26 protein-coding genes and 1 tRNA gene are annotated in these 25,344 nt (G+C 57.5%); 19 read left to right on the top strand and 8 right to left on the bottom strand.

What is annotated here, in order from left to right; translation table 11 throughout:
- The first annotated feature begins 188 nt into the window (after window positions 1–188).
- From BLT69_RS06475 to BLT69_RS06460, 4 genes are all read left to right on the top strand, one after another.
- Window positions 189–1,583, top strand: coding sequence for an ABC transporter substrate-binding protein (locus BLT69_RS06475; protein WP_058236948.1), 1,395 nt, complete (start codon window positions 189–191; stop codon window positions 1,581–1,583).
- Window positions 1,584–1,630: 47 nt separating this feature from the next.
- Window positions 1,631–2,539: a carbohydrate ABC transporter permease gene (locus BLT69_RS06470; RefSeq protein WP_058236947.1), complete on the top strand. Its 909-nt coding sequence runs from the start codon at window positions 1,631–1,633 to the stop codon at window positions 2,537–2,539.
- A 2-nt stretch (window positions 2,540–2,541) separates the two neighbouring features.
- Window positions 2,542–3,456 (top strand): carbohydrate ABC transporter permease, encoded by a 915-nt coding sequence (locus BLT69_RS06465; protein ID WP_058236946.1) that lies wholly within the window; start codon window positions 2,542–2,544, stop codon window positions 3,454–3,456.
- Window positions 3,457–3,520: 64 nt separating this feature from the next.
- Window positions 3,521–5,398 carry a glycoside hydrolase family 183 protein gene (locus tag BLT69_RS06460; RefSeq protein WP_092648654.1) on the top strand — a complete coding sequence of 626 codons (1,878 nt, stop codon included), beginning with the start codon at window positions 3,521–3,523 and terminating at the stop codon, window positions 5,396–5,398.
- A 230-nt stretch (window positions 5,399–5,628) separates the two neighbouring features.
- Here BLT69_RS06460 and BLT69_RS06455 read toward each other — a convergent pair whose 3' ends face one another.
- The 4 genes from BLT69_RS06455 to BLT69_RS06440 all read right to left on the bottom strand — a co-directional run bounded on the left by BLT69_RS06455 (window position 5,629) and on the right by BLT69_RS06440 (window position 8,830).
- Window positions 5,629–6,147 (bottom strand): GNAT family N-acetyltransferase, encoded by a 519-nt coding sequence (locus BLT69_RS06455; RefSeq protein ID WP_058236944.1) that lies wholly within the window; start codon window positions 6,145–6,147, stop codon window positions 5,629–5,631.
- 145 nt (window positions 6,148–6,292) lie between these two features.
- Window positions 6,293–6,901, bottom strand: coding sequence for a serine O-acetyltransferase (cysE, locus tag BLT69_RS06450; RefSeq protein ID WP_058236943.1), 609 nt, complete (start codon window positions 6,899–6,901; stop codon window positions 6,293–6,295).
- 96 nt (window positions 6,902–6,997) lie between these two features.
- Window positions 6,998–7,939, bottom strand: coding sequence for a cysteine synthase A (gene cysK / locus BLT69_RS06445; protein ID WP_092648653.1), 942 nt, complete (start codon window positions 7,937–7,939; stop codon window positions 6,998–7,000).
- A gap of 249 nt (window positions 7,940–8,188) precedes the next feature.
- A complete protein-coding gene (locus tag BLT69_RS06440; RefSeq protein ID WP_092648652.1) occupies window positions 8,189–8,830 on the bottom strand; it encodes a YigZ family protein in 642 nt (213 codons plus the stop codon).
- A gap of 318 nt (window positions 8,831–9,148) precedes the next feature.
- Between BLT69_RS06440 and rpmF the strand changes: the two genes are divergently transcribed.
- The 9 genes from rpmF (at window position 9,149) to BLT69_RS06400 (ending at window position 16,855) form a co-directional block, all read left to right on the top strand.
- Complete coding sequence (gene rpmF, locus BLT69_RS06435) at window positions 9,149–9,325, top strand: 50S ribosomal protein L32 (RefSeq protein WP_058236940.1); 177 nt, start codon at window positions 9,149–9,151, stop codon at window positions 9,323–9,325.
- A 255-nt stretch (window positions 9,326–9,580) separates the two neighbouring features.
- Window positions 9,581–10,309: a Type 1 glutamine amidotransferase-like domain-containing protein gene (locus tag BLT69_RS06430; RefSeq protein WP_058236939.1), complete on the top strand. Its 729-nt coding sequence runs from the start codon at window positions 9,581–9,583 to the stop codon at window positions 10,307–10,309.
- A 117-nt stretch (window positions 10,310–10,426) separates the two neighbouring features.
- A complete protein-coding gene (gene dcuC / locus BLT69_RS06425) occupies window positions 10,427–11,920 on the top strand; it encodes a C4-dicarboxylate transporter DcuC (RefSeq protein ID WP_092648651.1) in 1,494 nt (497 codons plus the stop codon).
- Between the two features lie 702 nt (window positions 11,921–12,622).
- On the top strand, window positions 12,623–13,855 hold the full coding sequence (locus BLT69_RS06420) for a tyrosine-type recombinase/integrase (RefSeq protein ID WP_092648650.1): 1,233 nt from the start codon (window positions 12,623–12,625) through the stop codon (window positions 13,853–13,855).
- A 26-nt stretch (window positions 13,856–13,881) separates the two neighbouring features.
- Window positions 13,882–14,430, top strand: a complete 549-nt coding sequence (locus BLT69_RS06415) for a hypothetical protein (protein WP_092648649.1) — start codon at window positions 13,882–13,884, stop codon at window positions 14,428–14,430.
- A gap of 347 nt (window positions 14,431–14,777) precedes the next feature.
- Window positions 14,778–14,999, top strand: coding sequence for a helix-turn-helix domain-containing protein (locus tag BLT69_RS06410; protein ID WP_157886363.1), 222 nt, complete (start codon window positions 14,778–14,780; stop codon window positions 14,997–14,999).
- A gap of 68 nt (window positions 15,000–15,067) precedes the next feature.
- Window positions 15,068–15,256, top strand: a complete 189-nt coding sequence (locus BLT69_RS06405; protein ID WP_157886362.1) for a helix-turn-helix domain-containing protein — start codon at window positions 15,068–15,070, stop codon at window positions 15,254–15,256.
- A 140-nt stretch (window positions 15,257–15,396) separates the two neighbouring features.
- A complete protein-coding gene (locus BLT69_RS10805) occupies window positions 15,397–15,675 on the top strand; it encodes a hypothetical protein (RefSeq protein ID WP_157886361.1) in 279 nt (92 codons plus the stop codon).
- Window positions 15,668–16,855, top strand: a complete 1,188-nt coding sequence (locus tag BLT69_RS06400; RefSeq protein WP_157886360.1) for an AAA family ATPase — start codon at window positions 15,668–15,670, stop codon at window positions 16,853–16,855. Before BLT69_RS10805 ends, BLT69_RS06400 begins: the two co-directional genes overlap by 8 nt.
- A gap of 679 nt (window positions 16,856–17,534) precedes the next feature.
- Here BLT69_RS06400 and BLT69_RS06395 read toward each other — a convergent pair.
- Together BLT69_RS06395 and BLT69_RS06390 are read right to left on the bottom strand one after the other, a co-directional pair.
- Entirely contained in the window at window positions 17,535–17,870 is a 336-nt protein-coding gene (locus BLT69_RS06395) for a sigma-70 region 4 domain-containing protein (RefSeq protein WP_157886359.1), read from the bottom strand.
- A gap of 26 nt (window positions 17,871–17,896) precedes the next feature.
- Window positions 17,897–18,226, bottom strand: a complete 330-nt coding sequence (locus BLT69_RS06390; RefSeq protein WP_157886358.1) for a hypothetical protein — start codon at window positions 18,224–18,226, stop codon at window positions 17,897–17,899.
- A 7-nt stretch (window positions 18,227–18,233) separates the two neighbouring features.
- Between BLT69_RS06390 and BLT69_RS10800 the strand changes: the two genes are divergently transcribed.
- Window positions 18,234–18,425 carry a hypothetical protein gene (locus BLT69_RS10800; protein ID WP_157886357.1) on the top strand — a complete coding sequence of 64 codons (192 nt, stop codon included), beginning with the start codon at window positions 18,234–18,236 and terminating at the stop codon, window positions 18,423–18,425.
- Between the two features lie 315 nt (window positions 18,426–18,740).
- Here BLT69_RS10800 and BLT69_RS06385 read toward each other — a convergent pair.
- Together BLT69_RS06385 and ilvA are read right to left on the bottom strand one after the other, a co-directional pair.
- Window positions 18,741–18,813: transfer RNA gene (locus tag BLT69_RS06385), tRNA-Arg, on the bottom strand.
- A 66-nt stretch (window positions 18,814–18,879) separates the two neighbouring features.
- Window positions 18,880–20,199, bottom strand: a complete 1,320-nt coding sequence (ilvA, locus tag BLT69_RS06380; protein ID WP_371935791.1) for a threonine ammonia-lyase IlvA — start codon at window positions 20,197–20,199, stop codon at window positions 18,880–18,882.
- Window positions 20,200–20,431: 232 nt separating this feature from the next.
- On the opposite strand from ilvA, the gene orn reads away from it, so the two are divergent.
- From orn to BLT69_RS06355, 5 genes are all read left to right on the top strand, one after another.
- Window positions 20,432–21,073, top strand: coding sequence for an oligoribonuclease (gene orn / locus BLT69_RS06375; RefSeq protein WP_058236937.1), 642 nt, complete (start codon window positions 20,432–20,434; stop codon window positions 21,071–21,073).
- 165 nt (window positions 21,074–21,238) lie between these two features.
- Complete coding sequence (locus BLT69_RS06370; protein ID WP_092648643.1) at window positions 21,239–21,736, top strand: single-stranded DNA-binding protein; 498 nt, start codon at window positions 21,239–21,241, stop codon at window positions 21,734–21,736.
- A 181-nt stretch (window positions 21,737–21,917) separates the two neighbouring features.
- A complete protein-coding gene (gene ettA, locus BLT69_RS06365; RefSeq protein WP_092648642.1) occupies window positions 21,918–23,600 on the top strand; it encodes an energy-dependent translational throttle protein EttA in 1,683 nt (560 codons plus the stop codon).
- 71 nt (window positions 23,601–23,671) lie between these two features.
- Window positions 23,672–24,520: a Nif3-like dinuclear metal center hexameric protein gene (locus BLT69_RS06360; RefSeq protein WP_058236934.1), complete on the top strand. Its 849-nt coding sequence runs from the start codon at window positions 23,672–23,674 to the stop codon at window positions 24,518–24,520.
- Complete coding sequence (locus tag BLT69_RS06355; protein WP_092648641.1) at window positions 24,517–25,248, top strand: zinc ribbon domain-containing protein; 732 nt, start codon at window positions 24,517–24,519, stop codon at window positions 25,246–25,248. Before BLT69_RS06360 ends, BLT69_RS06355 begins: the two co-directional genes overlap by 4 nt.
- The last annotated feature ends 96 nt before the right edge of the window (window positions 25,249–25,344 follow it).

Raw genomic sequence — 25,344 nt, 5'->3', positions numbered from 1 at the left:
TGTCGAAATTTCACGAGTTGTAATCGATTACTGTATAGTGTAGAGCACCAGGTAGTCAGGGTCAATTAGCCATTGGCTTCCAGGTGCCATAATCAGCGAGTTTTCCACTGGTGGAATGCTCAAAGATCATCACAACGCGAGATAGGGCTAACGGACTCAACGTTGAGTCATATCGAAGAGGAGACACCATGAATTCAGGAAAGAGCAGGTGGGCGTGGGCAGGGATTGCGTCGTTCACCTTGGCATCTGTTCTCGTAGGAGGATGCGGCTCGGGAACGCCAGGTGAACCCGCAGGTTCAGAAAGCGGCGCAGCAGCCTCGGGGTCATCATCCGAGGGCGGCACGACCATTGAATTCTGGCACCGCACATTCACCCCCGTGGAAAATGAGTGGTACAAGAACATCGTTCAGAAGTTCAACGAAGCGCAGGACGAGATCACCGTAGTCGACACCGAAGTACCGGCCGACGCGTGGGATCAGAAGATGAAGTCGGCGCAGGCAGCAAACAAGAGTCCCGACATTTACACCTTCGCCGGACCGCTCAATGACGGCGTGAATGCCGCTCAGTTCCACGATCTGGATTCGATCGTGTCCAAGGAAGGCCTGGACAAGATGACCGACCTGGCACGTTCGGTTTCCCAGATTGATGGCACTTACTACGCATACCCGCTGGTTCTGGAGCCGCAGACAGTGCTGTTCTGGAACAAGGAAATGGTCTCCGCTGCCGGCCTTGACGCTGAGCAGGCACCGAAGACGTGGCAGGATCTGCTCGACAACTGCGCGAAGATTCAGCCAACCCTGTCGGATGGTCAGTACTGCATTTCCCCGGCATCTGATGCCGGCACATTCGCCTGGGCATCTGTGGGCCAGCAGTTCAATGCTTCCGGACACAACGCACTGACCGATGACTGGAGCGCACCGAACATCAACGACCAGGGCTACCGTGACCTCATGCAGTTCTACAAGGATCTGTGGGACAACGGCTACATGGCCAAGCAGCCTCTGGGCAGCTACCTGGAAGCCAAGGAATTCGGTGAAAAGAAGGTGGCCTACAAGGTGTCCGGTTCCTGGATGATGTCCGAGGTTGGCTCCGACTACCAGGACATGCTGACGAACACGGGTCTGGGCCTGTTCCCGAGCTCACCGAACGGAGAGGGACGAACCACCACCACACTGGGTGACTTCAAGTGGGTTGTTGACGCAAAGGCCAAGCACCCTGAAGAAGCAGGCAAGTTCCTCGAATGGGTTCTGGCCGGAGACGTTGAGAACCTCGTTCCGTTCTATGTTGCCACCCAGTTCACCAAGATTCCTCCGCGCGACGACGTTCAGGAAGGCGTGGCCGCCACTGAAGAGGCCAAGTCCGCTCCGTGGTCAGACGTCATCATGACTGAGATTGCTCCCGATGCCATTCCAAGCGTTGCCTACCCGTGGGATGTCTCGATGGCAGTCGGCACGGCGATGGAGACCGTGATGAAGGGTGCCGCGACCGCTGACCAGGCGATCGACACTGCTGAGAAGGCGATCCAGACCGTGATCGATCGTGAGAGCCTTCCCGAGAAAGCACCTGCTCCCGGCGATAAGTAACTCAGCCCTGTCATAGGACTGTTCCCAGGCTGAAGAAAGGAATCCCGATGTCCAGTACAAAGGTGCGGAAGGACTCAAAGAAGTTCCGTTTCCGTGATGGACGACTCGCATACCTCTTGATCCTTCCCGCCTTTGTGCTGCTCGGGATCTTCGTGGTGTGGCCAGCAATTTACGCAGCGTACCTGTCATTCCAGGACTGGAGCTTTTACAAGCCCGCAGTATTCGTTGCGTTCAAGAACTACACGGACGTCCTCAAGGACCCGCTGTTTATCGCCGCCATTAAACGCGGTTTCATGTTCGTTCTGTTCACCGTGCCCACCACGTTGGTTCTCGCATTCCTCTTTTCCAGTCTTGTCGTATCTGTGTCGCGCAGATTTGCTGACACGTTGAAGGTCAGCATCTATCTGCCGACCATTATTTCCGGCGTTATTACCTCGATCATCTTCGTGTTGATCTATGACTACTCCGGCGGCATTTTGAACTGGTTCCTCGGGTTCTTCGGAGTTGAACCAATCGCATGGCTGGGTGACCCCCAGTGGGCGCTTCTGGCCATCGCAGTCCCGGCAATCTGGCTGGGAATGGGCCTCACATCCCTGATCATGGTGGCAGCCATGATTGACATCCCCAGCGAGTTCTACGAAGCCGCCTCGCTCGAGGGAGCGAACTGGTGGCAAAAGACCTTCTACATCACATTGCCGCAGATGAAGAATGTGGGGTTGTATCTGCTGGTAACAGGCATTATCGGCGCGATCCAACAGTACGAGCTCCCGCTGGTCATGACCGGCGGCGGGCCGTTGGATTCGACAACCACACCGAACCTGTTCATCTTCAATCACTTCCGCGGAGACATGAACGTGGGCTACTCGATTGCAGCAGCCCTGCTGATGTTCCTGGTTCTGGGAACCCTCTCCGCACTGATCTTCAAATTCGTGAACTCCGAGAAGCTGGTGGATTAATCATGTCAGTAATGTCAACGTCGACGGGTGTCAGCACCGCAATGGAGACATCGGACTCCACGAAGAAAGAACAGGCAGCAGCACCGCAGTTCCACCGGAAACAATGGTGGCCGGTCATCCTGATCAAAGGCCTGTTCGGTGCGATCTTCATCTTCGCTGCACTGTTCCCCCTGCTGTGGATGGTCATCGCAGGATTCAAGGCAAAGACCGAAGTTGTTCAGACCCCCTTCCAGTTCTTCCCCGAAGTGTGGCACTGGGAAAACTACGCGCGCATCGCGCAGGATCCCACGTTCATCCGCGCATTGCTGTGGACGCTTCTGGGTGCGCTGCTCTTCATGACTGCCAGCCTGACCGTCAACTCACTTGCTGCCTATGCGTTCGCACGCCTGGAGTTCCGCTTCAAGAAAATCCTGTGGGTCGTCATGATCACGACGATGTTCATTCCGGGTATGACGATTCTGCTGACCAGCTTCATCGTTGTGACGAAGTTACGCATGCTGGATACTCTGGCCGTTCTGGTTATTCCCGGTATCGCGAACGCGGGAATGATCTTCTTTATCCGACAGTTCTACCTGTCGATCCCCTCATCCCTCGAAGAGGCAGCCATGCTGGATGGGTGCGGGCGTTTCCAGATTTTCGTGCGTCTGTTCCTGCCCCTGTCGAAGCCTCCGTTCGTCGTCATGGGCATCACGTCCTTCCTGGGATACTGGAATGCATACGTGTGGCCGATTCTGACCATCACGTCCCCGGAGAAGTACCAGCTCCAGCAATACCTTGCGACGTTCCGCTCGGAACGTACCTCTGAACTGGGTTTACTCATGGCGGGCTCTGTCCTGTCAGCGGCGCCAGTGATCATCATCTTCCTTATTTTCCAGCGCCAGATCATTGGCAACATCAAAATGTCCGGTCTGAAGTAGGAGCGTCCTCATCGATGAGGACGACGGTCACGGCCGACACACCCATCCAAGGAAAGGACACGCTATGCGTGAGTCTAGCTCACCACCAGGGCGCTGCTTATTCACTCGACGAGGAGCAATCATTGCTGCCTGCGCATGCGCCGGCGCGCTGTGTCTGGCAGGAACAGCGTGCGCTGCCGATCCAGCCGCACCCGAGGCGGAGAAGCCATACGCTCATCCTTCGGCTGCACGCGTTGTCGCTCAGCTGACAGGTGCTAAAGGTTTTACAAACACCGCCCAGACCATGAAAATCCAGGGAACCGACCTTGGAATCATGTGGGATGACGGACACGGTCATGTGTTATTCGCTGTTGGTGACACCTTCGGCGAATGGAGCGGCAATGGTGGCGGCGGAGAAGACTGGCGTTCGAATGCACTGCTGCGTTCGTCCACCAGGAACTTCGCTGAAGACGGAATCCTGTTCGATTCTGCCGTGGTCGATGAGAACGGAAAAGCGCGGGAGATCATTCCCTCGCTCAAGATCCCTGAAACCGAGCACACCACTATTCCCACCGGCGGCATCGCGGTGGGCGGCCGGCAGTATTTGGCGTTCATGTCCGTCAATAAGTGGGGCGTCCCCGGAGAATGGTTCACGAACTATTCCCGTATCGCGTACTCCGATGACGGGGGAGAAACCTGGAATACGACCGACGGCCCGCAGTGGACCAACGATGACAAGTGGTCCAATAACTTTCAGATGGTGGGCTTTGCTCACGGTCAAGGCGATGGCTTCGTCTACATGATGGGCACGCCGAATGGTCGCTTCGGTGCCATCCGCATCGCCAGGGTTGATGAGAACAAGATCCTCGAAAAGGATGCTTACCAGTACTGGAACGGCAGCGAGTGGGGTGACGACGAGGGTACCGCGGCCGACATCATTGAAGCTCCAACGACGGAACTGTCTTTGCAGTACAACTCATACCTGAACAAGTGGATGCTGATGTACACCACTGATTCAGACGAAGCGGGAATCTTTGACGTGGTGTACCGCCTGGCAGATCGTCCGGAAGGTCCGTGGTCAGACAAGACAGTAGTGGCAACCTCACTGGATTATCCCGGAATGTATGCACCGTACATGCACCCGTGGAATTCAGGTTCAGAAGTGCATTTCGCCATGTCAATCTGGGGCTCCTACAACATTTTCCAGATGGCATTCGAGGTAGATAAGGATGGCAATGTGATCCACCCGAACCTCGTTAAGGACCCCGGTTTTGAGCGCGTAGAGAATGGCGGTATGAGTCCCCATTGGCAATGCCACGGACCTTGCGGTCTTGATGGCAAGCCGGATTGGGCATATGGGTCAGAACACCAGGCATGGATGCGGAACAACCAAGGCACGTTGGAGCTTTCCCAGACAGTAACCGTCACACCCAACACTCACTACAAGATGACAGCGTTCGTGACGACTGGTCCTGACAACCCGCAGCGCACTGACAAGGGAACGGTGGGTGCGCGTCAAACCGGTCCAGGCGGACAGGTTCTTGCCTCTCAGGAATTCACACACTTGGCCGGATACACGCGCTTTGTTGTGGAATTCGACTCGGGAAGCAACAGCCAGATCGATATTTTTGTAGACGCTGCCCCTACTGCTGACCAGTGGGTGCAGATGGATAGCTTGTCTCTGAAGGCCACTGGACCGAGTAAGTCCGACACCAAGCCTGCAGATGGTGATGCAAACGCCGATGCCGATGCGGGTAAAGACGAGGGCAATCTTGGTGGCGACGTGAACCGGCCAGAAAACGGCAACGGGGGTAAGGCAGGAGCGGCATCCGCTCAAGCCGGCTACAAGGCAACGGTTGCGCGTACCGGCTCCACAGTCGGAAGCCTCGTGCCCGCACTTGTTGGAATCAGCCTGATTGGTGGGCTCTCCTTGGTTGCAGCAAGGCGCCGACAGGCTAGGTAATGTTCAGCTGAATACGACATTGACGAGGGCGACTCACGCACTGGTGGTGTGCACCGAACATCGGATGGGTCGCCCTCGTCAATCGTGTTAGGGCGTCTAGGTGCGGTGACCCGCAGTGGTCATGGATGCAAGCCGGAGCTAGCTCGGGCATACAGGCCCATGCAAAACAGAAGGACGAAAGCCGGTAGAGAAGCGGGGTAGACAGGCGTCTGCAGCGAGCAGGGGAGGACCTAGGACGCGGAATCGTCCGATTCGGCGTTGACCTCCACAAAACCGAGTGCGTCGTAGAACTTCTGCGCGTCGGGCGCGGATTTCAGATCAAGGCGCAAGGACAAGTCATTTTCACCCCACGACGCGCAACGGCGGGCAAGCTCGGCAATGAGCACCGTTGCAATGCCTTCACGACGGCATTCAGGATCAACAATCAAGTCAATGACGAACGGACCGCGCGGAGCATCATCCCACACAACATCGGTGACGCACAGGATCGCTCCCACCAGGCTTCCGTCACGCCACGCGCCGATGAACGAGTCGTCACGAGGCTGACCAAACGCACCTTCAAAATACAGACGCATTTCATCCGTTGATTCCCACAGGTTCTCCGCAGTGGAGGGCGCTCCATAGGCGATGACATGGAGCGATGCCAACGCTGGGATGTCGTACCTCGTGAGGGTGGCAAGCTGGACGCCCTGGGGCTGATCGACATCGGCCAACGTATTCAAAGAAGCTTGCAACGTTCGCTTCGTCATGCCCTTAGCCTACGTGACCTGGCGCACGTTTGTGGGTATTTTGGCAGGTGACGTCACCTCCGGTGTCACACACATTGGCGTGAGCACGTGCAACATGCGGTGTGGGCCGAGGGGGAAGCGCAGCGCAGAGGCCGAGATTCCTCGGTTAAATCAGGAGGGACGGATCCACGTAGGAGTTCGGATCCACAATCAGCTCATCGTCCGGCTCTTCCACCGATTCGGGGGAAGGATGCGACCTGGCCGGAACCCCCAAGGCCACCGAGCATTCCGGAACATCGCGGGTCACCACGGCGTTCGCACCCACCTTTGAATTGTCACCGATGGTGATCGGGCCCAGAACTTTTGCGCCCGCACCGATCATGACATGGTGCCCCACTGTGGGGTGACGCTTCCCCGGACTCATCGACACACCGCCCAGCGTGACACCATGGAAGATCACGACGTCGTCGCCCACTTCAGTCGTCTGGCCGATCACGACACCGGTCGCATGGTCAATGAAAACCTGATGGCCGATCTGCGCGGCCGGATGGATATCAACTCCAGTCATGACACGCGCGAAAGAGGAAATCAGGCGAGCCGGTATACGCACATTGCGCTGCCACAGTGCGTGCGCAACACGGTGACTCCACAGCGCGTGCACACCAGGGTAGGTCAACGCCACTTCAGTGCGCGATCGTGCAGCTGGGTCACGTTTGAGCGCAGTGTCGAGGTCCTCTCGCAGAAGCTTAAGCGCACGTGAGGGAGAAAGTGCCATGATGCCTCTTATTCAATCAGTGGCCGAGATCCCCAGTGTGGGTGACAGGAGCACACCGCTCGTGCCACCCACACGTGAGACCGATCAGTATCAGTATTACTCGTTGTCGTCGCGCAGATCTTCAAACAGCGCAGTTGACAGGTATCGCTCGCCCGTATCGGGCAACACGACCACGATGTTCTTACCGGCGTTTTCAGCACGCTCAGCAACCTGGGTTGCTGCAGCCAGGGCAGCACCCGAGGAAATGCCGACAAGCAGGCCTTCTTCAGCAGCGGCGCGGCGGGCAAAGGTGAGAGCAGTGGGGGTGTCGATATCTATCACCTCATCGACGACTTGTGCGTTATAAGTGTCGGCCACGAAGTTCGGTCCAATTCCTTGGATTCCGTGGGGGCCACTTGCGCCACCGGTCAGCATAGGGGATTCAGCGGGCTGCACGGCGATGATCTGGATATCAGGGTTCTTCTGTTTGAGCGCGTCGCCCACACCTGAGATCGTGCCGCCAGTTCCAACTCCGGCAACGACGATATTCACCGTGCCGTCGGTATCCGCCCAGATTTCTTCCGCGGTTGTGACGCGGTGTATTTGCGGGTTGGCAGGATTGGTGAACTGTGAGGCGATGATTGAGCCTTCACGTTCGTCACGAATCTTCTCGGCTGCGGCCACGGCACCGGAGATGCCGTCCTTCGGGTCGGTCAGCACCAGTTCAGCGCCGAAGGCTTTCATCAGCAGGCGGCGCTCAATGCTCATCGACGAGGGCATCGCGATGACCACGTGGTAACCACGCGAGGCGCCCACCATTGCCAGTGCGACACCCGTGTTGCCTGAGGTGGCCTCGATGATGGTTCCGCCTTCCTTGAGGGCGCCCGATTCCTCGGCAGCGTCGATGATGGCGGCAGCGATACGGTCCTTGACAGATGACGCAGGGTTGAACGCCTCTACTTTTGCGATGACGTGGGCGTTGTCGCCCGCGAGGCGATTGATAGCGACGAGGGGGGTGCGGCCAATGAGTTCAGTGACGTTTGCGGCGATAGCGGTCATGAAAAATCACTCCATAGAGAAAAAGTCAAGAAGGAAAGAAAAAGAAAAATGGGCTGGTTCAATCACCATGCGGGCGAACAGCAGTACGCATAGACGTACGGAGAAGGCTATTCGCCCTAGAGACACTCCGCCGTGCAGATACAGAAAAAGCACGCAGAAACTGCGTGCACGCAACGCCGCGCGACCTGTGTCGCGTTCATTTGGTTCGTTGCTGTGTGAATCACATGCGACACTGTACGGGTTTTTGTCTCATGCGTCCACTTCTATTCGAGTTCGTCCCGTTACGTGAACGCTGGCCTGCCCGTGGGTCAGAACCATCGCGCGGTCTACCCACTGCTCGATGTCGTCGTCAGTGGCGGCGATGTCGAGGTGGACACGCGCATCCCACGTGCTGCCCACAATCGGCACATTCGCGCTGTGCAGCTCCGACTGGAACTTACCGGCATCATTGAAATCGACAGTGATGCGAGCAATGCTGAGAGTCTTGATGACCACGTGAGGTGCGCGGGCCAGTGCCTCGCTCACCGCCGACGAATACGCGCGGATGAGGCCTCCCGCACCCAGCAGCACTCCGCCGAAATAACGGGTGACGACAGCTGTCACATTCCACGTGTCAGACATTTTGAGGGCTTCAAGCATAGGCGTGCCGGCTGTGCCCGATGGTTCCCCGTCGTCAGAGGAATGCTGGATTGCGTTTCGGCCATCCGCACTGATGAGGTAGGCCGAACAGTTATGCCGCGCCTGTGGGTGCTCCGAACGGACCATGTCGATGAGTGCGCGCGCTTCATCTTCGGTGTCGGCGCGGGCCAGAGTGGCGATGAAGCGTGAGCGTTTGATCTCGATTTCATGGGTGATCAGCGTTCCTGCACGAAGCGTTCGGATATCGTTCACGGAATCTGTGTCACCCCTCCGCTTGCTCGTGGTTCCATTGATGATGCTGTCACTCTATCGTGTCGGCACGCAGTAGCGGCGCATGGTCGTCCTCGTCAATTACGACAATTACGAGGGGAGTGGAGGGCGCAAATGTGGGCAAAGTCCTACAAAGAGGGAAGAAAGTCACGCCCCTGGCGTGCTAGAGTTTTTGGGTTGCCGGTACGCGAGTGAAATCACAGCGAATCTGGAGTCAGCAGCTGGCATTTTGTCAGCAGGCATGGCACAGTTATTGCCGGTAGTGATGTCCACGAATGTAGAAAGAGGAGCGGTAGGGCCATGGCAGTTCCCAAACGCAAGATGTCCCGAGCGAACACCCGCACTCGCCGGTCAGCATGGAAGGCTGATCTCACCCAGCTCGACAATCTGAAGGTTGCCGGTCGTGAGATTCGCGTGCCTCGTCGCCTGGCGAAGGCGTACAAGAAGGGCTTGCTCAGCGTCGACGATCTCGACTGAGACATTTTTCTTACGCGTCACTCGATGACGTGAGGACCCGGACACCCCGCGAGGTGTTCGGGTCTTTTGTTGTGTGTACGATCGCTGCCGCCGTGGATGATGCAACGCTGCTGATCCATGCGCTGTGCGTGCCCAGAAGGATCAGCCGAACACTCAGACAGGACGTGTCTTTCCGTTAACATAAGAACAGCACGGCAATCCGGTGCCTGTGGCCGCACATCACAGCGGCGGCATGAAGAATCTGAGAGGTGAGGGATGACTCGAGAGCGCTTTATTGTGGGCACGTCAGGCACATATCATCCGGGACGGCGGTGCGACGTTGAATATGGTCCTCTTGCCGCATACGCAGTGGAGCTGGCAGGCGTCGAAGGGCGGGCACCGAAGATCGGCTACCTCGCCACGGCGTGCGGTGACCAGAAGGCGCGAATCGCTGAACGCATGGAGGCGGCGCGGTTGCGCGGGTGGCAGCTTAACCCGTTGACCTGTTTCATGATGCCGAATGTCGACGACCCTCGCGAATACCTCCTGGACCAGGACGTCATCTGGGTTGACGGGGGATCGGTGGTGAACCTGCTGGCAGTGTGGCGCGCACACGGACTGGACGAGGTCATGCGCGAAGCGTGGGAGAAAGGCATCGTTCTGGCTGGCGTGTCCGCCGGATCAATGTGCTGGCACATCGGCGGAGCCACGGATTCATTCGGGCCGGATCTGCGTCCCGTCACCGATGGCCTCGGCTTCCTTCCCTACGGCAACGGCGTGCACTACGGAGTGAACCCGCAGCGTCGTGAACTCCTGCAGCGCATGGTGGCCGAGGGTGACTTCACTGATGCCTACTCGTCAGAAAACGGGATCGGCCTGGTCTACCGCGATACGGAACTTGTCGAAGTGGTGTCGGATCGGGACGAGGTCTACGGCTGGCACACGTTCAAGGACGGGGATGAGGTTGTCGAAGAACAACTCACGCCTCGCCGTCTTGCTGATTAATTACATCATCATCACAGTTTTGGGTCTGTCCACTGATACAGTGCGACTCGTCCCCACGGCGGCACCGCACGGGTGATGCCGCTTTGGCATGTGAAACATTTCAAAGAAAGGGTCCGCATGATTACTTTCCTCGTGATTGTTATTGCTCTGGCGGGCATTGCTGCGGTCGGATACCTGGTGATCAAGAAGGTACATCCGGCTGCGTCAATTTTCACCGTCGGCATCGTGCTCATGATGATCGCTGCAGCGATGGGCAAGATCGATAACGCAACACGCGAAATTGAAGCCACTGGCAATGCGTTCTACGACGAGCTGCAGATAGTCGAATCGATCTTCGCCAATCGCTTCACCGGAATCGGTATGGCGATCATGGTGCTGTTCGGCTTCGTATCCTACATGCGGTACATCGGCGCAGATGCCAAAGCCGTCGTCATCTTGTCGAAACCCCTCAGGGCTTTGCACGGCTCATATTGGCTGATCCCCGTCGGTTTCATCCTGGGCAACATCTTGTCTCTGGTGGTGCCGTCGGCCGCATCCCTGTCGCTGCTGCTCATCGCCACGCTGTTGCCGGCGCTGGTGGCATCAGGATTGACGCCGCTGACGGTGGGCGCAATTGTGGTGACGTCGTCGACCATTGTCCCCACGCCGCTGGAAGCGGGCCTGATCCAGGGCGCTGACCTGGTTGGTATGCCTGTCACGCAGTACGTGTTTGGCCATGTGGCGTTAGCGACGATTCCGACACTGCTGATCACGGCTTTCATTCATATGTGGTGGCAGCGTCGATGCGATCTGGTTGATGCACGCAAACGTGCTGACGTCGCTGCTGGCATTGTCGCAGCGACCGGTGCGACCGGAGCTGAAATGAAGGCTGCGAAGAAGGGTGAGAAATCTACGTCGGGCGCGTCGAACAGTGCCTCAGAAGCAACGATCCAGGATGCCCTCAAGCGCGCAGCCAATTTGCCGTGGTTCTACGCATTGTTGCCGTTGCTGCCACTGCTGCTCATCATCATTTCAGCGGCTCTGAAACGTCTGGGTGTCATCCCGTTTGAGGCTGGCATCCTGCCTGTCACCGTTGTCTCCCTGTTCATCGCGATGATTGTCGAGGCTATCCGCCTGCGTTCACTGAACAAGGCGATCGATGCGGGTAAGAACTTCTTCACCGGTATGGGTGAGGCAGCGGGCGGCGTGGTTGCGCTGCTGGTCGCCGCCGCAATTCTGGTCGAAGGTATCACGCAGCTTGGTGTCATCAAGATGCTGACTGATGCGACGGAAGGTTCAAGCGGCGCTGCGGCATTGATCATCTTGATCTTTGTCGTGTCGGTCGCGCTGCTGTCTACCCTGACGGGGTCTGGTACCGCTCCGTACTTCGCTTTCTCCGAGGTTGTCCCTCACTTGGCCGAAAGCGGTGGTGTGCTGCCCATTCGTATGTTGAACTCGATGTGGGCAACGTCAAACCTGATGCGTCAGGTGTCGCCTGTGTGCGCTGCGGTCCTGATCGTATCGGGCGCCATTAAGGTCAATCCGATTGAACTGGTCAAGCGCACAGCGGTTCCGATGATCGCCGCAACGGTTCTGAACGTGATTTTCTCGTTCCTGTTCATTCACGCATAAGCGGTGAGACTGGCTCACTCAGGGGGCTTGCTCCACGCGGCGGGATTTTGGTAATCCGGCTGCAGAGAGCAGGCCCCCTGTTCGTGTGCTGTCCACGTGCATTGAGCACGCTTAGCGCATGTATGAGAACGCGGCTTATCAAACTGATTGTGGCAGGATTCAACAGGTCGAGGTAGACATCATCGGATCGAGGTAGCAGTGCCCTGGTTACAGTCAGTGAAGCGAGTGTCAGTCAACCGGTCAAGGTAGGAGTCAACGGGTCAAGGTCATCGCGTTGTCTGGAATCAACCAGTCAAGGTATGAGCGGACGATTCGGACTGAACACTTATCAGCGACAGTGACTTTCCCACACTATTATGCGGATCTTGAATAGTGAGACGTGGCAGTAGTGGTCTCTTGCCTTGACCGGTTGACGAAAAGCCCCTTCGTTTATCTTGACCGGTTGACGCACATTGTCTGTCGTACAACACGCCAGCTGAACTGGTGTCGGCACTACCAGTCGCTTCACGAAATGCGCCCCCGACAGGACTCGAACCACGTTTTTGCGTAATTCAGTAAACGCGCGTTTTGTGTTGATATAGAGCCGAAAAGTCCCGTCTGCCTTGAGTGCGTCCAGTGCCTGTATTATGCTTGTTTTTAGGTGTTTCGAGGAACGTTCGGGGAACGCTCGGGGAACGAAACGCACTCAAAGGAGCCACCACCATGCCACGCAACACGCCACAACAGCAGCGCCCCTTCGGTAAAATCAAGCGCCTACCGTCCGGGAATTACAGGGCGGATTATCCAGACCCGCGCAAGAATGGGAAGCGTATAGCCGCCCCAGCCACGTTCTCACGCAAGGAAGACGCGCAAGTATGGCTATCGACTGAGAAGCAATCTATTGACCGGGGAACGTGGAAAAGCCCTGAACAGGTGGAGCGTGAGCGCGCCGAAGCAGAACGCAAAGCCCGGTACGACAATATGACGTTTGGCGACTACTACCCGATGTTCAGGAAGTCCGTCCGATGGGCACCCTCATCAGCGCGCACACGCGAGCCAAGAATCAAGAAATATATTCTGCCCTACTGGAAAGACGTTCCGATCAAGCAGATCGACAAGTACATGATTGACCAGTGGGTGACCGAGGTTGTCGCACCATTGGGCTACGGGCAGCGCAAGGAAGTGTGGCGCTTGTTTAAGCAGATATTGAGAGCGGCGGAAGATTCCGACGTGATCGACGTGGTGCCGAAGGTCAGCAGACACTCGAAGGATCTTATTCCCCCTCAGGTCAACGAGCCGCCCGCTCACTCCAACCGTGCTTTATCGCGTGAGGAAGTACAGAACGTGATAGCCGAAGCGTCCGACGAGAGCAGACCCGCCTTAGTTCTCATGGTTGTTACCGGCATGAGGCCGGGAGAAGTCAGAGGCTTGAAGCCCAGGGCGATTGACTTCAAGAACAATCTTGTGCGCATCGAGCACACAGTGAAGATGGAAGGCAAGGCGCAGCGAGGCGAGGACAACGCTAAGACGCGCTCCAGTCTTCGCACCATTCCGATTGACCCGCGCATCACCGCGATGTTGAAGCAGCACATTAGTAGCCATATGACCGGGGTGGATGCTTACGTGTTCCAGTCACCCAAAGAAAAAGGGCGAGCAGTCTCACTGACCAGTTTCCAAAAGACCGTGAAGGCCACACAGAAACGGCATGACTATGACCGGATGGCACCCTACTGTTTGCGCCACACGTTCGAGACGCAAGCCCAGCTAACCAGTGGTGCCATCATGATGGATGTCGACGCGATGATGGGGCACGAGGTCAGGAATGATCCGAACATGCAGCGCCGCTATTCTCACGCAAGCTTGGAGCGTCAGCGCCTTGTGGCCACCTACATGGCTGATTGGGTATTGAACCCACCAGCGAGCAAAGCGGAAACGAGAACCGACATCGTGGGCTAAGCGCTCGCAGACAGGAGAGAAAAAGAGTGAGCGGCAAAATAACCTTCTCAGGTTCTGACATGCCTGACTTGTTGCACGCCATACAGGTTCGGTGCTGTCACAAGACTGTTGACGGGCGAGAGCTGTCTGACAGGGGAACCGTGCGTGTAGCGATAATCTACCGGTACGTGGGGCAGGGGTGGTCAACGGCAGAACCCGTAGATGACCCATACAATTTATACGGCTTTTCGAAAAAGCCGCCGGAGGTGGTGGACTTTGGCGTAGTCACGTGTCCCGTCTGTGGAAGCACAATTGAACTTCGCTACACGCAAGTGCAACTTGCTCTTGATTCTTATCTTAGGTGGAAACAGTGGCCGAACCAGATCATGATCCACTACGTCAAGAAGGCACCCCCAGTAACAGCGCCTGACAAAAGCGACGTAGACCTGTTAAAAGAGCGGTGGGCAGTGGAGAGGAAAGCCCTTGAGGGTAGGAAAGCCAATGCCGACCCATTCGCTCACCTGTTCGGGGACGAGAAAGCCCTTGAACGTGAGCTAGCGGAATTGGATGGCTTGGAAGACACACCGCCTTTCTAGACACGCGTTGTGCTCCAATGCGAACAGATGTGCTATTCTGCTGTCTAACGGAGTTTGGATAACTCGCGTGATGGTGGTTCTCCCGCCCTAGATGTGAGCAATATAGTTCAGCACTAGGCGACAGTCTCGATGCCAAGGCAGACCAGATGGGTCGATAAGTCGGTGACTTATTAGGGACTTGGGTCAGGCGACAGGTCGGTGACCTGTTAGAGGCGCATAGTGGATTGTGACAGGTCGGTGACCTGAAGGTGTTGGCACGCTAGTTGACCCTGACAAAAGTAGGGGTTCACTTGGCGTGCCGTTTTTTATGCCATGAACCCCAGTGAATGATCATGGAGCGAAAGATCATGGCTGAAAACTTAAGGGACAACGCGCACCCAGCTAGTCCCGAACTTCTCACGATTCAACAGGCAGCGGAACTTCTCAACGTGTCAGTGGGCACCGTCCGCAAATGGATTACCAGCGGTGAGCTGAACGCCTACCGCTATGGGGCACATGGTCGTATCGTGCGCATCACCCGCGATGATATCCACCAGTTCGCCACCCCCATCATTGGAGGTGCCAAGTGAGCGCACCAATGAACAACCCGGTAACCCGGCAAGCGTGTAGAGACGAGCACAGGCAATACCGCGCTTACATGAAGGTTAGCGACTTGACGGCCTTCACCGGCATTGCGCCCAACACGATCTACACGTGGATCAAGCAAGGGCGAATCAAAACCGTTGAGTTCGGCTCGCGTATCTTGATCCCAGCAGACGAGATGGAGCGCCTATTAACCGAAGGCGTGCCTACACCCAACCCGTACAGGGACGGTGACGCGGCATGAACGAGCACAAAAGAAAGTGCCCCAGTGGGGAAACTGGGGCAAAAGATAAGAGCACGCAACCCTTGGGTTCTAGTGTAGCAACCCCCGGGTTCGACTGGAGACGCTTCACCCCGCGTGAGCAACAAATCTACGTGCAGGGAATGACCGACGGTATCACAATCGGTCACCACGAAGGCTATGTAGACGGCTACAGGCGTGCCGTGGAAGACCACAAGCAGCAGTGGAACCGTCAGGCGTTTGAAGACGGTTGGACGGCGTGCGAGGACTACTTCACGGCAACAATGGCATTGGCATTGCCCTACCTACATGACGCGATCCGCTACCCCGATTACGCCACCTTGTGCGACATGCGAGGCGACCACGCGCGGGCAGAACGCCAACGCCAAACCCTTAAAGAACGCGGGGTGTGGTATGAGTAGCACGCGCATCGCAGTTATCACCCGCCCTGACAAGATTCAGATCAAGCGACCAGTGTTCATTAAGGAAGACTGGTACCCGCGAGGTGTTCTCACACTCATAGGTGGGCGTGGTGGTGAAGGAAAATCATCCCTAGTCCTTGCAGACGTGGCAGCAGGAACACGAGGAGAACTCGAAGGCGACAGCTACGGGCAACCCTTAAAGTTCATCCTCACGTCACCTGAAGACGATCCCAGTATGCAAAAGTCACGCCTGAAAGTCGCCGGAGCTGACGAACAGTACTACGGATTCCTCGAAGTCCAGCAAGCAGATGATCTTATGTACTTTTCGGAGAGCACGCCTAACCTACTGATCGACCTTAAAACGATCGGTGAACAGCTCCAGACATTCGGTGCTGACGCATGGATCATTGACCCGATCACGAACATTATCGGAGGCAACCCCGACAAGAAAGAAGACGTGCGCAACGCGCTGAACCCGCTAGCGCTACTAGCCCGCAAGCTCAACATTGCAGTAATCGGCATCATGCACTTCAACAAGGGCGGCGGATACCAGTCAGACAAACTCAGTGGCAGTGCAGCATGGAGAGACGTAGCACGAAGCGTCATCCTTGTTGCCCACGATCCCGAAACCAACGAGCGGATCATTACCGTTGACAAGTCCAACTACTCACAGGCAGCAGGGAAATCATGGGAGTTCAAACTAGACACAGTCGACACCGTTGACGATGACGGCAACGCCATGCAGCAAGTCATGGCAACCGTCCTGAATCCGACAGCGACCAGCGTCCAAGACGTCATTAATCGTCCCTACGACATGGACACAGGAGACCAGAACGAAGCTAGAGCCTTCATCATTGATTATCTGCAATCCAACGGTGGGGAAGCCAAAGCTGCTGACGTGCTCAAGGCCGGCAAAGCCGAAGGATTCACCAACGTTGAACTCAAGAACGCGCGCAAGAGAGCACGCAACCCCGCGATCAAAACCAGCAAGCAACAATACAGTGGTGGATGGTTGTGGAGCCTTGACGAACAAGCCAACGAGAAGCCGCCCAAGGTGTCACCACAGCCCCAAGGTGTCCAAGGTGTCATGCACGGTGTGGGTGACACCTTGGACACCTTCGACACCTTCGAACCGAAAGACCCACCACTATTCACACTCCCAAAGGAGGAAACAGCATGAGCAGGACACCACGCAAACCAGCATTGGACGAGCCATGTCCCGCACCTGAGTTCAGGTCGTGCGTATCCACCGACTGTAAAGGCACTGTGGTCTTGGACGCTTCGGACGTGTGGGTGTGTGATCGTTGCGGCACGCAGTATGAGAATTGTTGTGGGTGTGGTGGCGCGCTTATAACGGGGCGTGAGCGCGCTCAGGGGCGTTGCAAGTCGTGTAGGTAGTGCGCGTGACTTTGGGGCGCTTGTGGCGGCGGTTAGCTACCGTGAGCGCCCCATGGTTGCGTTGCGTGCGCTCGCGGTGGTGTTGCCGTGTTGTTGTCTGGCAAGCGTGTGGCAAGTTGGTAGGCAAATTGGTAAGCAAATTGCTAAGCGGCTGCTAGGCGGTTGCTAGCGTGTCGCTAAGCGTACCGCTAAGCGTGGCGCTAGACGCCCTCATCGTGCCGTCTGTCTCTAGTGGCAATCCTCAGCAAGACACGCACGCAGCAGTTAGCGAGAACCGTTCTCACACAAGCCGCGCGGGCAAAGGCTTACCCCCAGCGCGACAACACTGGGGGTAAGGCGCTGGCAAAAGCCGGCGTACAAATTCCATGACGAAAGGATAAAAAAACACCGTGGAATTTCTCACTGTAGCGCTAGAAGCGCTACGCACAGTATGAGGCGCACGGCCGTGACTGTCAACCGCCCTACCCGGCTTCGTCCTCGTCACCGTTGAGAAACGTCAACATGAGTTCGTCAGCGCGCGTTAGCGACTGCCACACTGCACCCTGAGTGACACCCTCACGGCGCGCTACTTCCACCTGTGGCAAGCCCACAACCACATTTAGATAGACGCGGCGGCGCAACTGTGCTGGCAGCGCGTCAAACGCGCGCCTACCATCAGCCACACACGCCCACAACGTTGACTGCCTGTAAGGGTCGAACTGTGCACGCGGCATCCCCACTTCACGATACGTGCCGTCAATACTCCACCCCCACGCGTGAGCATCACTGAACGACGCGCGCACCAGTTCACGCACCACAGGCGCACTGTACTCACCGCCCATGCTCACGCGTCCAACGGTTCAGGCTGGAAGCCCGTCACCAGCAAGTTACATTCCTCGTGTTTGTGGTGCTTGTAGTCCTTGAACACTTCGGTTAAGCGTCCACGCACTCGCAGGATCAGCCCACCTACACCCCCGCGGTTCCACGCGGTTACCAGTTGTTGAGGGTGTTCATGTGCCCATATCCACGCGCACCCCAAGCACTCGCCCACAGGGATACGCGCTTTACCAGCGAACAGGGTGACGGCTCTACCGAAAGCCGCCCACACTTCATTGTCAGGGTCACCCGCTTCAAGGATGCTTACTACTTGATCAGTAGTTACACGATTAACCACAACCCCCATGCTACATTACACAGGCGCGTTGAGCGGGCAGCACGCTATGACAACAGCCCTCGTGCTGGAAGCAGACGGCAGGAGAGCAAACGGACGCTGGAAACGCGGCAGCATCGATATTGGCACAAGTGCCAATATCTCCGATTCGACAGATCCGTCGTTATCGAATCCTGAGGATCCTCAGAATGTTGCAAATTAGGGGAATCCCCCGAATGTCGCACAGGACTAGAAGTCTTACACACCCCGCCTATTAATCACTCTCACAGGCCTTAAACCCCATTCACCCCTGAGTTGCCACGCTCCACGCTTGCTAAGACAGGGCGGTAGGGAGAAAGCGCGGCGCGGGGGTCAGGTGCCAGGGAGGTTCCGACACGACGAAGTAGAGGCCGCGAGCGCCCGAGCGCTATTTAATACGAGCTTTTTTCGGGGAACGCTCAGGGAACGAGAGAGGGTAGCCAGAATTACGCAAAACCACTTTTCGTTGATATAACGCCACTTTGCTCAACCAGTCCCGCGCCCCCGACAGGACTCGAACCTGCAACCTAAGGATTAGAAGGCCTTTGCTCTATCCATTGAGCTACGGGGGCTACTCGCATAAGGATAGCGTGCCTGCACCCTCGGGTGTGAATACAGGCAGGTGAAGTGGTCTCACTTCACACCAGCAGACGGAAAATCTCCGAATCCGGAGCAACTTCTTCGACATGCAGGGGAGAGGCTTCCATCCGTGTGCGCAGCCGTTCAATGTCTGCCGGATCGCTCAGATCGATTCCCACCAACGCAGGCCCGGTCTCACGATTGTTCTTCTTCGTGTACTCGAAATGCACCACGTCATCACCTGGACCCAACACTTCTGACAGGAACAGGCGCAACGCACCCGGCTGCTGTGGGAAGGTCACAACAAAATAGTGCCGCAGCCCCTCATGACGCAGCGAGCGTTCCACCACTTCCGCATAACGGCTCAAGTCATTGTTGCCACCGGACACGACACAGACAATGGATCCCTCATCGCTGCCCGTGAGCTCAGCGCGCCGTTTCGGATCGGTCAGCAACGTGCGAGCAGCCGTGCTGGCCAGCGCCCCCGCAGGCTCAGCAATGATGCCGTCAGTTTGATACAGAGACACCATCTCCGTGCACACGGCCCCTTCGGGCACCGACACAAGAGAGGACACGTTTTCCTGCGCCAGGTGGAACGGCAAGGTTCCCACCGTCCCGACAGCGGTCCCGTCAACAAAGGAATCAACACGATCCAGCGCGGTAGGACCACCCTCGTCAAAGGCGCGCTGCATCGAGGCAGCGCCGTACGGCTCCACACCAATGACACGCACGTCAGGTCGCAGATGGCTGAGCGCTGTCGCAATCCCCGCGATGAGGCCACCGCCCCCGACAGGCACCAGCACGCAGGACGTGTCAGCAGGGATCTGCTCGGCCAGTTCGACACCGATGGTGCCTCCGCCCGCGATTGTTCCTGGATCATCGTAGGGGTGGACATATTCGCGTCCCGTGACGCGCGCAGCCTCCGTCGCCAAAGCGTTCGCACGGTCAAAACCGCCATCCACGATGACCTGTTCCACCCATTCGCCTCCGATGGCGGCGATACGTTCACGTTTCTGACGCGGCGTGGTCGACGGCAGATAGATGGTGCCGCGTACGTTCAGGTGCGCGCATGCGAACGCCACACCCTGAGCATGGTTACCGGCCGAAGCACACACCACACCCTGTTGACGCGACTGCGCGCTCAGTGCACTCATCTTCGCGTACGCGCCGCGCACTTTGAATGAGCGGCACACCTGCTGATCCTCACGCTTGAGCAAGACGGGCACGCCCAGTTCCTGCGTCAACCGTTCCGACACATCCAGCGGCGTGTGCTTGACGACGTCTTTCAGGGACAGGCTGGCACGCATAATGTCATTGAGCGTCACTGTCAATGTGTCGTTGAGTTCTGAATGTGGCGGTACGTGCTGAGATGATGCCACGGCAACGCTCCTTCCATCTGCGTGTATACGTTGTTCGTGAACTCAGTGTATTCACCTGTGTGCCGATTCGGAGAGGCTGTCCACGTGTACGACACTCCGCAGCAGGTCGCGGCAGTCGCCCTCGTTTGCCTCGACAATCCGGACGGTCCCTGTGGCCCTGAGCGCCCGCTTGACCATCCGCACACCCGAGCTAGTCACCCGCATTCCCGCGCGGGTCACTACACTGGGAGACATGACGAAGCAACTGAAGAATCCACTGGTGTGGATCGACTGCGAAATGACCGGTCTTGACGTGGCGCATGACGCCCTGATCGAAGTGGCGGTCGTGATCACCGACGCGAGCCTGACCGTCGTGGACCCCGGAATCGACATTCTGATCCAGCCCTCTGAGGAGGCGCTGAATCACATGGACGACTATGTGCGCAACATGCACACACAATCCGGCCTGCTTGACGAGCTCAAGGACGGCATCGCGTCGATGGAGGAAGCCGAGAGCATCGTCCTGGACTACATCAAGAAGTTCGTCCCTGTGTCGGGTCGCGCCCTGCTGGCGGGGAACACGGTCGGCATGGATCGCCTGTTCCTGAGCGCGAACATGCCACGCGTCATCGACCACCTGCACTACCGCATTATCGACGTGTCCTCCATCAAGGAACTCGCCAAGCGCTGGTACCCGTGCGTTTACGAGTGCTCACCTGAGAAGCATGGGGGCCACCGCGCACTGGCCGACATTCGTGAATCCATCCAGGAACTTGAGTACTACCGTCGTGCACTTTTCCCATCTGACCAGGGACCCAGTCGCGAAGACGCCCAGAAGATTGCCGGCGAGGTTGCCGCTTTGGGCATTGTCGAGGGTGCCGCCCAGCAGAATTGACGAGGGGAACGCCCTATCCACAGTTCACTGCCAGCCCGCCGTTGTCCACAGGGATGCGGCGGGCTGAGTGTGTGTCCACAGATTGCCCGCGAAGCCTTTGGACAAGGGCCTGGCGCGGTGAGGATTGTCCTACGGCACAGGGCCGATAACACGAAAGGACAATTCATGAGCGCGAATATGACAGTGACATTACGCGGACGCATCGGAACGGACGTGAAGGAAATCAGGACTGCGACGGGACGAACGACCACACGTTTCCGGCTTGCCACACCGCGTTGGCGCATCAACGATCGGGGAGAATTCGATGAGCAGGAACCCCAGTGGTACACGATCCGCGCATGGGACAAGCTCGCGCATAATATGTCGACCTCATTTGCCAAGGGGCATCCCATCGTGCTGACTGGACGGCCCAGCGTTAATGCGTGGAAAGATGCGGCGGGTGAGGTTAAGAGCGAACTGGTTATTGTGGCGCACAGCGCCGGGCACGACCTGAACTACGGGTGGTCGCACTTCGATAGGCCAAAGGAATCACGGCCAGAGGGAGAAGCAGAACGTGACGACGGAGGCACGGGAAACCTTCAGATCCGGACCTCGCGCGATGATGGCGGCGATGCGGTCGCAGCAGATGCTCCAGCGCCCCAGATGGTAACGGCAGCGGTGTAAGGGAGGCGGTGCGAACGGGGCACTGTATGCAGGGAGCTGCCTCAATGCGGCGAATCGGCGGGCAGTGCGCTTGTGGTGAAAATCAGCCATTTCGGGTTATCTCACGTTGACCGTGGGTGGGCTTCGTGCCGTAGCATGGAGTGACACGAAGTTGACGAGTCCCTTCTTGAAATGGAGAACTGTGGCTGAGTACATATACCAAATGATCAAAGCGCGCAAAGCTCATGGCGACAAGATCATTCTTGATGACGTATCCATGTCGTTCTTCCCCGGAGCGAAAATCGGCATGGTTGGTCCTAACGGTGCTGGAAAGTCATCGATCCTCAAGATCATGGCGGGTCTGGATGAGCCAAGCAATGGCGAAGCACGTCTGACACCCGGTTACACAGTGGGCATCCTCGAGCAGGAACCCCAACTCGACGACACGAAAACCGTGTTGGAAAACGTGCAGATGGGTGCCAGGGAAACGTTCGACAAGCTCGCGCGTTTCAACAAGATCTCTGAGGAGATGGCTGACCCGGACGCCGACTTTGATGCGCTCATGGAAGAAATGGGCAAGCTGCAAAGTGAGATCGACGCTGCAAACGCGTGGGATATCGACTCCCAGCTGGAGCAGGCCATGGACGCACTGCGCTGCCCGCCTGCCGATCAGGATGTGAAGGTTCTTTCCGGTGGGGAACGTCGTCGCGTGGCGCTGTGCCGTCTGCTGATCGAAGCTCCTGACCTGCTGCTGCTGGATGAGCCAACGAACCACTTGGATGCCGAGTCCGTGCAGTGGCTGGAAAAGCACCTGTCCACGTATGCCGGCGCGGTGATCGCAGTGACCCACGACCGCTACTTCCTTGACCACGTAGCCGAATGGATCGCTGAAGTGGACCGCGGTCACCTCTACCCCTATGAGGGCAACTACTCCACCTACCTGGAAACGAAGGAAAAACGCCTGAAAGTCCAGGGACAGAAGGATGCGAAACTGGCCAAGCGGCTGCGTGAAGAGCTCGACTGGGTTCGTTCCAATCCCAAGGGACGCCAAGCCAAGTCACGAGCCCGTCTGGAACGCTACGAAGAGATGGCTGCCGAAGCGGAGCGCACACGCAAGCTTGACTTTGAGGAAATTCAGATCCCGCCAGGGCCTCGTTTGGGCTCTATCGTGATCGAGGCAAACAATCTGCACAAGGGCTTCGGTGACCGTGTCCTCATCAATGACCTGTCGTTCTCACTGCCGCGCAACGGAATCGTCGGTGTGATCGGTCCGAACGGTGTGGGCAAGACAACTCTGTTCAAGACCATTGTTGGGCTTGAACCGCTGGACGGGGGAGACCTCAGGATCGGTGAGACCGTCAAGATCTCATACGTCGACCAGAACCGTGCGGGCATCGATCCGGACAAATCAGTGTGGGAGGTTGTCTCAGATGGCCTCGACTTCCTGGAAGTCGGCAACGTTGAAATGCCGTCGCGAGCCTACGTGTCCGCATTCGGATTCAAGGGACCGGACCAGCAGAAGCCGTCAGGCGTGCTTTCCGGTGGTGAACGCAACCGCTTGAACCTGGCGCTCACGCTTAAACAGGGCGGCAACCTGCTCCTGTTGGATGAGCCGACCAACGACCTCGATGTGGAAACACTTGGATCACTGGAAAACGCGCTGCTCGAATTCCCCGGGTGCGCGGTGGTTGTCACCCACGACCGTTGGTTCCTCGACCGCGTTGCCACGCACATCCTCGCGTGGGAAGGCACGGAAGAAAACCCTGCGAAGTGGTACTGGTTCGAAGGAAACTTCGAATCCTACGAGAACAACAAGGTGGAGCGTCTTGGTCTTGATGCAGCCCGCCCGCACCGCGTCACGCACCGTCGTCTCACGCGCGACTGAGGAGAGCGTCAAACTGACACACCTCGTCCCACCTTGTGCACATCGCATGCGAACACGCTTAGGGTAATTCCATGACTACAACGTGGACTGTGAGCGATGTCGTTACTGTGATGGATCGGTGGTATCCACCCGAAACGGCACAAGAGTGGGACAAGGTAGGCCTCATTGTGGGAGATCCCTCACGCGAGGTGCGCCGCGTTCTCATTGCCGTTGATCCCGTGGCCGCGGTAATCGACGAAGCTGTGAGCAATGAGATCGACATGATCATCACACATCATCCGCTGTATCTGCGAGGCGTGTCGTTCCTACCTGAAAGCGACCCGAAAGGGCGCGTCGTCGCCACACTCGTACGTGGCGAGTGCGCACTGTTCAACGCCCACACCAATGCCGACATCGCCTATCGGGGAGTCGCGCATGCTTTGGCAGACCTGCTGGGACTGGAACGCACGCAGCCGCTGGACCCCTCGGGACGTGACCGCGACGGCCGCTCGGTGGGACTGGGGCGCGTCGGAACAATAGATCCGGTGACCCTGCGTGAATTTGCGCAGCGAGTGGCATCTGCATTGCCTGCCGGTCCGCACGGCCTGTTCGTGGGCGGAGACCTGGAATCAACCGTCGCGCGTGTGGCGGTGTCAGGCGGTGCAGGTGATTCCCTGCTTGAGCAGGCACGCGCATCCGGTGCCGACGTGTTCGTCACCGCTGATCTGCGCCACCACCCCTCGTCCGAACACCTCGAAGGCGGAGCGCCTGCACTGATCTCAGGATCCCATTGGGCGACCGAATGGCCGTGGGTTCCGGTGCTCGCGCAACGACTCAGCGAGCAAGCCGAGGCGGACAACGTCTCCGTCGACATTACAGCGTCTACCATAGTGACAGAACCATGGACGGCTCACATGCAGACAACCGGAGGAACTCAGTGAAGGCATCACCTGAAGATCAACGCTCGCTACTCGAGTTGCAGTCATTGGATCGCGCCATCATGAAGATGCGACACCAGCGTGACACACACCCGGCGCACGCCAAGCTGCGTGAACTTGCCGGACGGGCAGAGGACCTCAAGCGTGCTGCGATCAATCAGAGTGCAGTGATAGCCGACACGAAACGTGACGTGGCGCGCATCGAAGCGGACATTGAGCGAGTCAACACACGCAAGAGTGCCCAGGAAGGACGCATCGAACGCAATGAAGTTCCCCTGCGCGACATTAATGCAATGGAACACGAAATCGCCCAGATGCGCACCCGGCTCAACAGCCTCGAAGAAGACCAACTTGAAGTTGAAGAACGCCTCGAAGCTGCCCAAAAAGCACAAGACGACATGATCCGCGAAGCGCAGGCGCTGACGCAGGACGTGGAAGCAACCAAGAAACAGTTCGAAGATGATAACGCGCAGTCTGACCTCGAACTGGCTGACCTGGAGTGCAAGAGAGCTGACCTGAATGACTCGCTGCCCTCTGACCTCATCGCCGAATACGACTCGGTCTGGCAGCGGCACAGCCCCTTCGCCATCGTGGAGGTGCGAGGCGGCGTCGTCACAGGAGCCACCGGCGAAATTTCGCCCGCCGAGCTGCAGCAGATAAATGCATTGCCCGCAGACGAGGTGTACTGGTGCGTCGACACCAGCCAGATAGTGGTGCGAACCGACGCCTAAACGTCGCCCCGGCCACGCGCGGTTCTTGCCTGACCGCACGCTATTCCACCCCGCCCCCGCACGATATCACCCGACAGCACGCCGTCCCCTGAAAAT

Source organism: Schaalia radingae, assembly GCF_900106055.1.
Lineage (GTDB): Bacteria > Actinomycetota > Actinomycetes > Actinomycetales > Actinomycetaceae > Pauljensenia > Pauljensenia radingae_A.
The sequence above is the reverse complement of the archived record's forward strand: the minus strand, read 5'-3'. Positions and strand labels throughout refer to the sequence as shown.

Bases quoted from the DNA above. Each gene is read 5' to 3' on its own strand.
- BLT69_RS10805 (WP_157886361.1), top strand. From the start codon at position 15,397: ATGACCGACGGTATCACAATCGGTCACCACGAAGGCTATGTAGACGGC.
- BLT69_RS06430 (WP_058236939.1), top strand. From the start codon at position 9,581: ATGACTCGAGAGCGCTTTATTGTGGGCACGTCAGGCACATATCATCCG.
- cysE (WP_058236943.1), bottom strand. From the start codon at position 6,901: ATGGCACTTTCTCCCTCACGTGCGCTTAAGCTTCTGCGAGAGGACCTC.
- dcuC (WP_092648651.1), top strand. From the start codon at position 10,427: ATGATTACTTTCCTCGTGATTGTTATTGCTCTGGCGGGCATTGCTGCG.
- BLT69_RS06405 (WP_157886362.1), top strand. From the start codon at position 15,068: ATGAAGGTTAGCGACTTGACGGCCTTCACCGGCATTGCGCCCAACACG.
- BLT69_RS06400 (WP_157886360.1), top strand. From the start codon at position 15,668: ATGAGTAGCACGCGCATCGCAGTTATCACCCGCCCTGACAAGATTCAG.
- BLT69_RS06410 (WP_157886363.1), top strand. From the start codon at position 14,778: ATGGCTGAAAACTTAAGGGACAACGCGCACCCAGCTAGTCCCGAACTT.
- BLT69_RS10800 (WP_157886357.1), top strand. From the start codon at position 18,234: ATGCTACATTACACAGGCGCGTTGAGCGGGCAGCACGCTATGACAACA.
- BLT69_RS06475 (WP_058236948.1), top strand. From the start codon at position 189: ATGAATTCAGGAAAGAGCAGGTGGGCGTGGGCAGGGATTGCGTCGTTC.
- BLT69_RS06420 (WP_092648650.1), top strand. From the start codon at position 12,623: ATGCCACGCAACACGCCACAACAGCAGCGCCCCTTCGGTAAAATCAAG.
- BLT69_RS06455 (WP_058236944.1), bottom strand. From the start codon at position 6,147: ATGACGAAGCGAACGTTGCAAGCTTCTTTGAATACGTTGGCCGATGTC.
- BLT69_RS06460 (WP_092648654.1), top strand. From the start codon at position 3,521: ATGCGTGAGTCTAGCTCACCACCAGGGCGCTGCTTATTCACTCGACGA.
- BLT69_RS06465 (WP_058236946.1), top strand. From the start codon at position 2,542: ATGTCAGTAATGTCAACGTCGACGGGTGTCAGCACCGCAATGGAGACA.
- BLT69_RS06360 (WP_058236934.1), top strand. From the start codon at position 23,672: ATGACTACAACGTGGACTGTGAGCGATGTCGTTACTGTGATGGATCGG.
- orn (WP_058236937.1), top strand. From the start codon at position 20,432: ATGACGAAGCAACTGAAGAATCCACTGGTGTGGATCGACTGCGAAATG.
- rpmF (WP_058236940.1), top strand. From the start codon at position 9,149: ATGGCAGTTCCCAAACGCAAGATGTCCCGAGCGAACACCCGCACTCGC.
- BLT69_RS06370 (WP_092648643.1), top strand. From the start codon at position 21,239: ATGAGCGCGAATATGACAGTGACATTACGCGGACGCATCGGAACGGAC.
- cysK (WP_092648653.1), bottom strand. From the start codon at position 7,939: ATGACCGCTATCGCCGCAAACGTCACTGAACTCATTGGCCGCACCCCC.
- BLT69_RS06470 (WP_058236947.1), top strand. From the start codon at position 1,631: ATGTCCAGTACAAAGGTGCGGAAGGACTCAAAGAAGTTCCGTTTCCGT.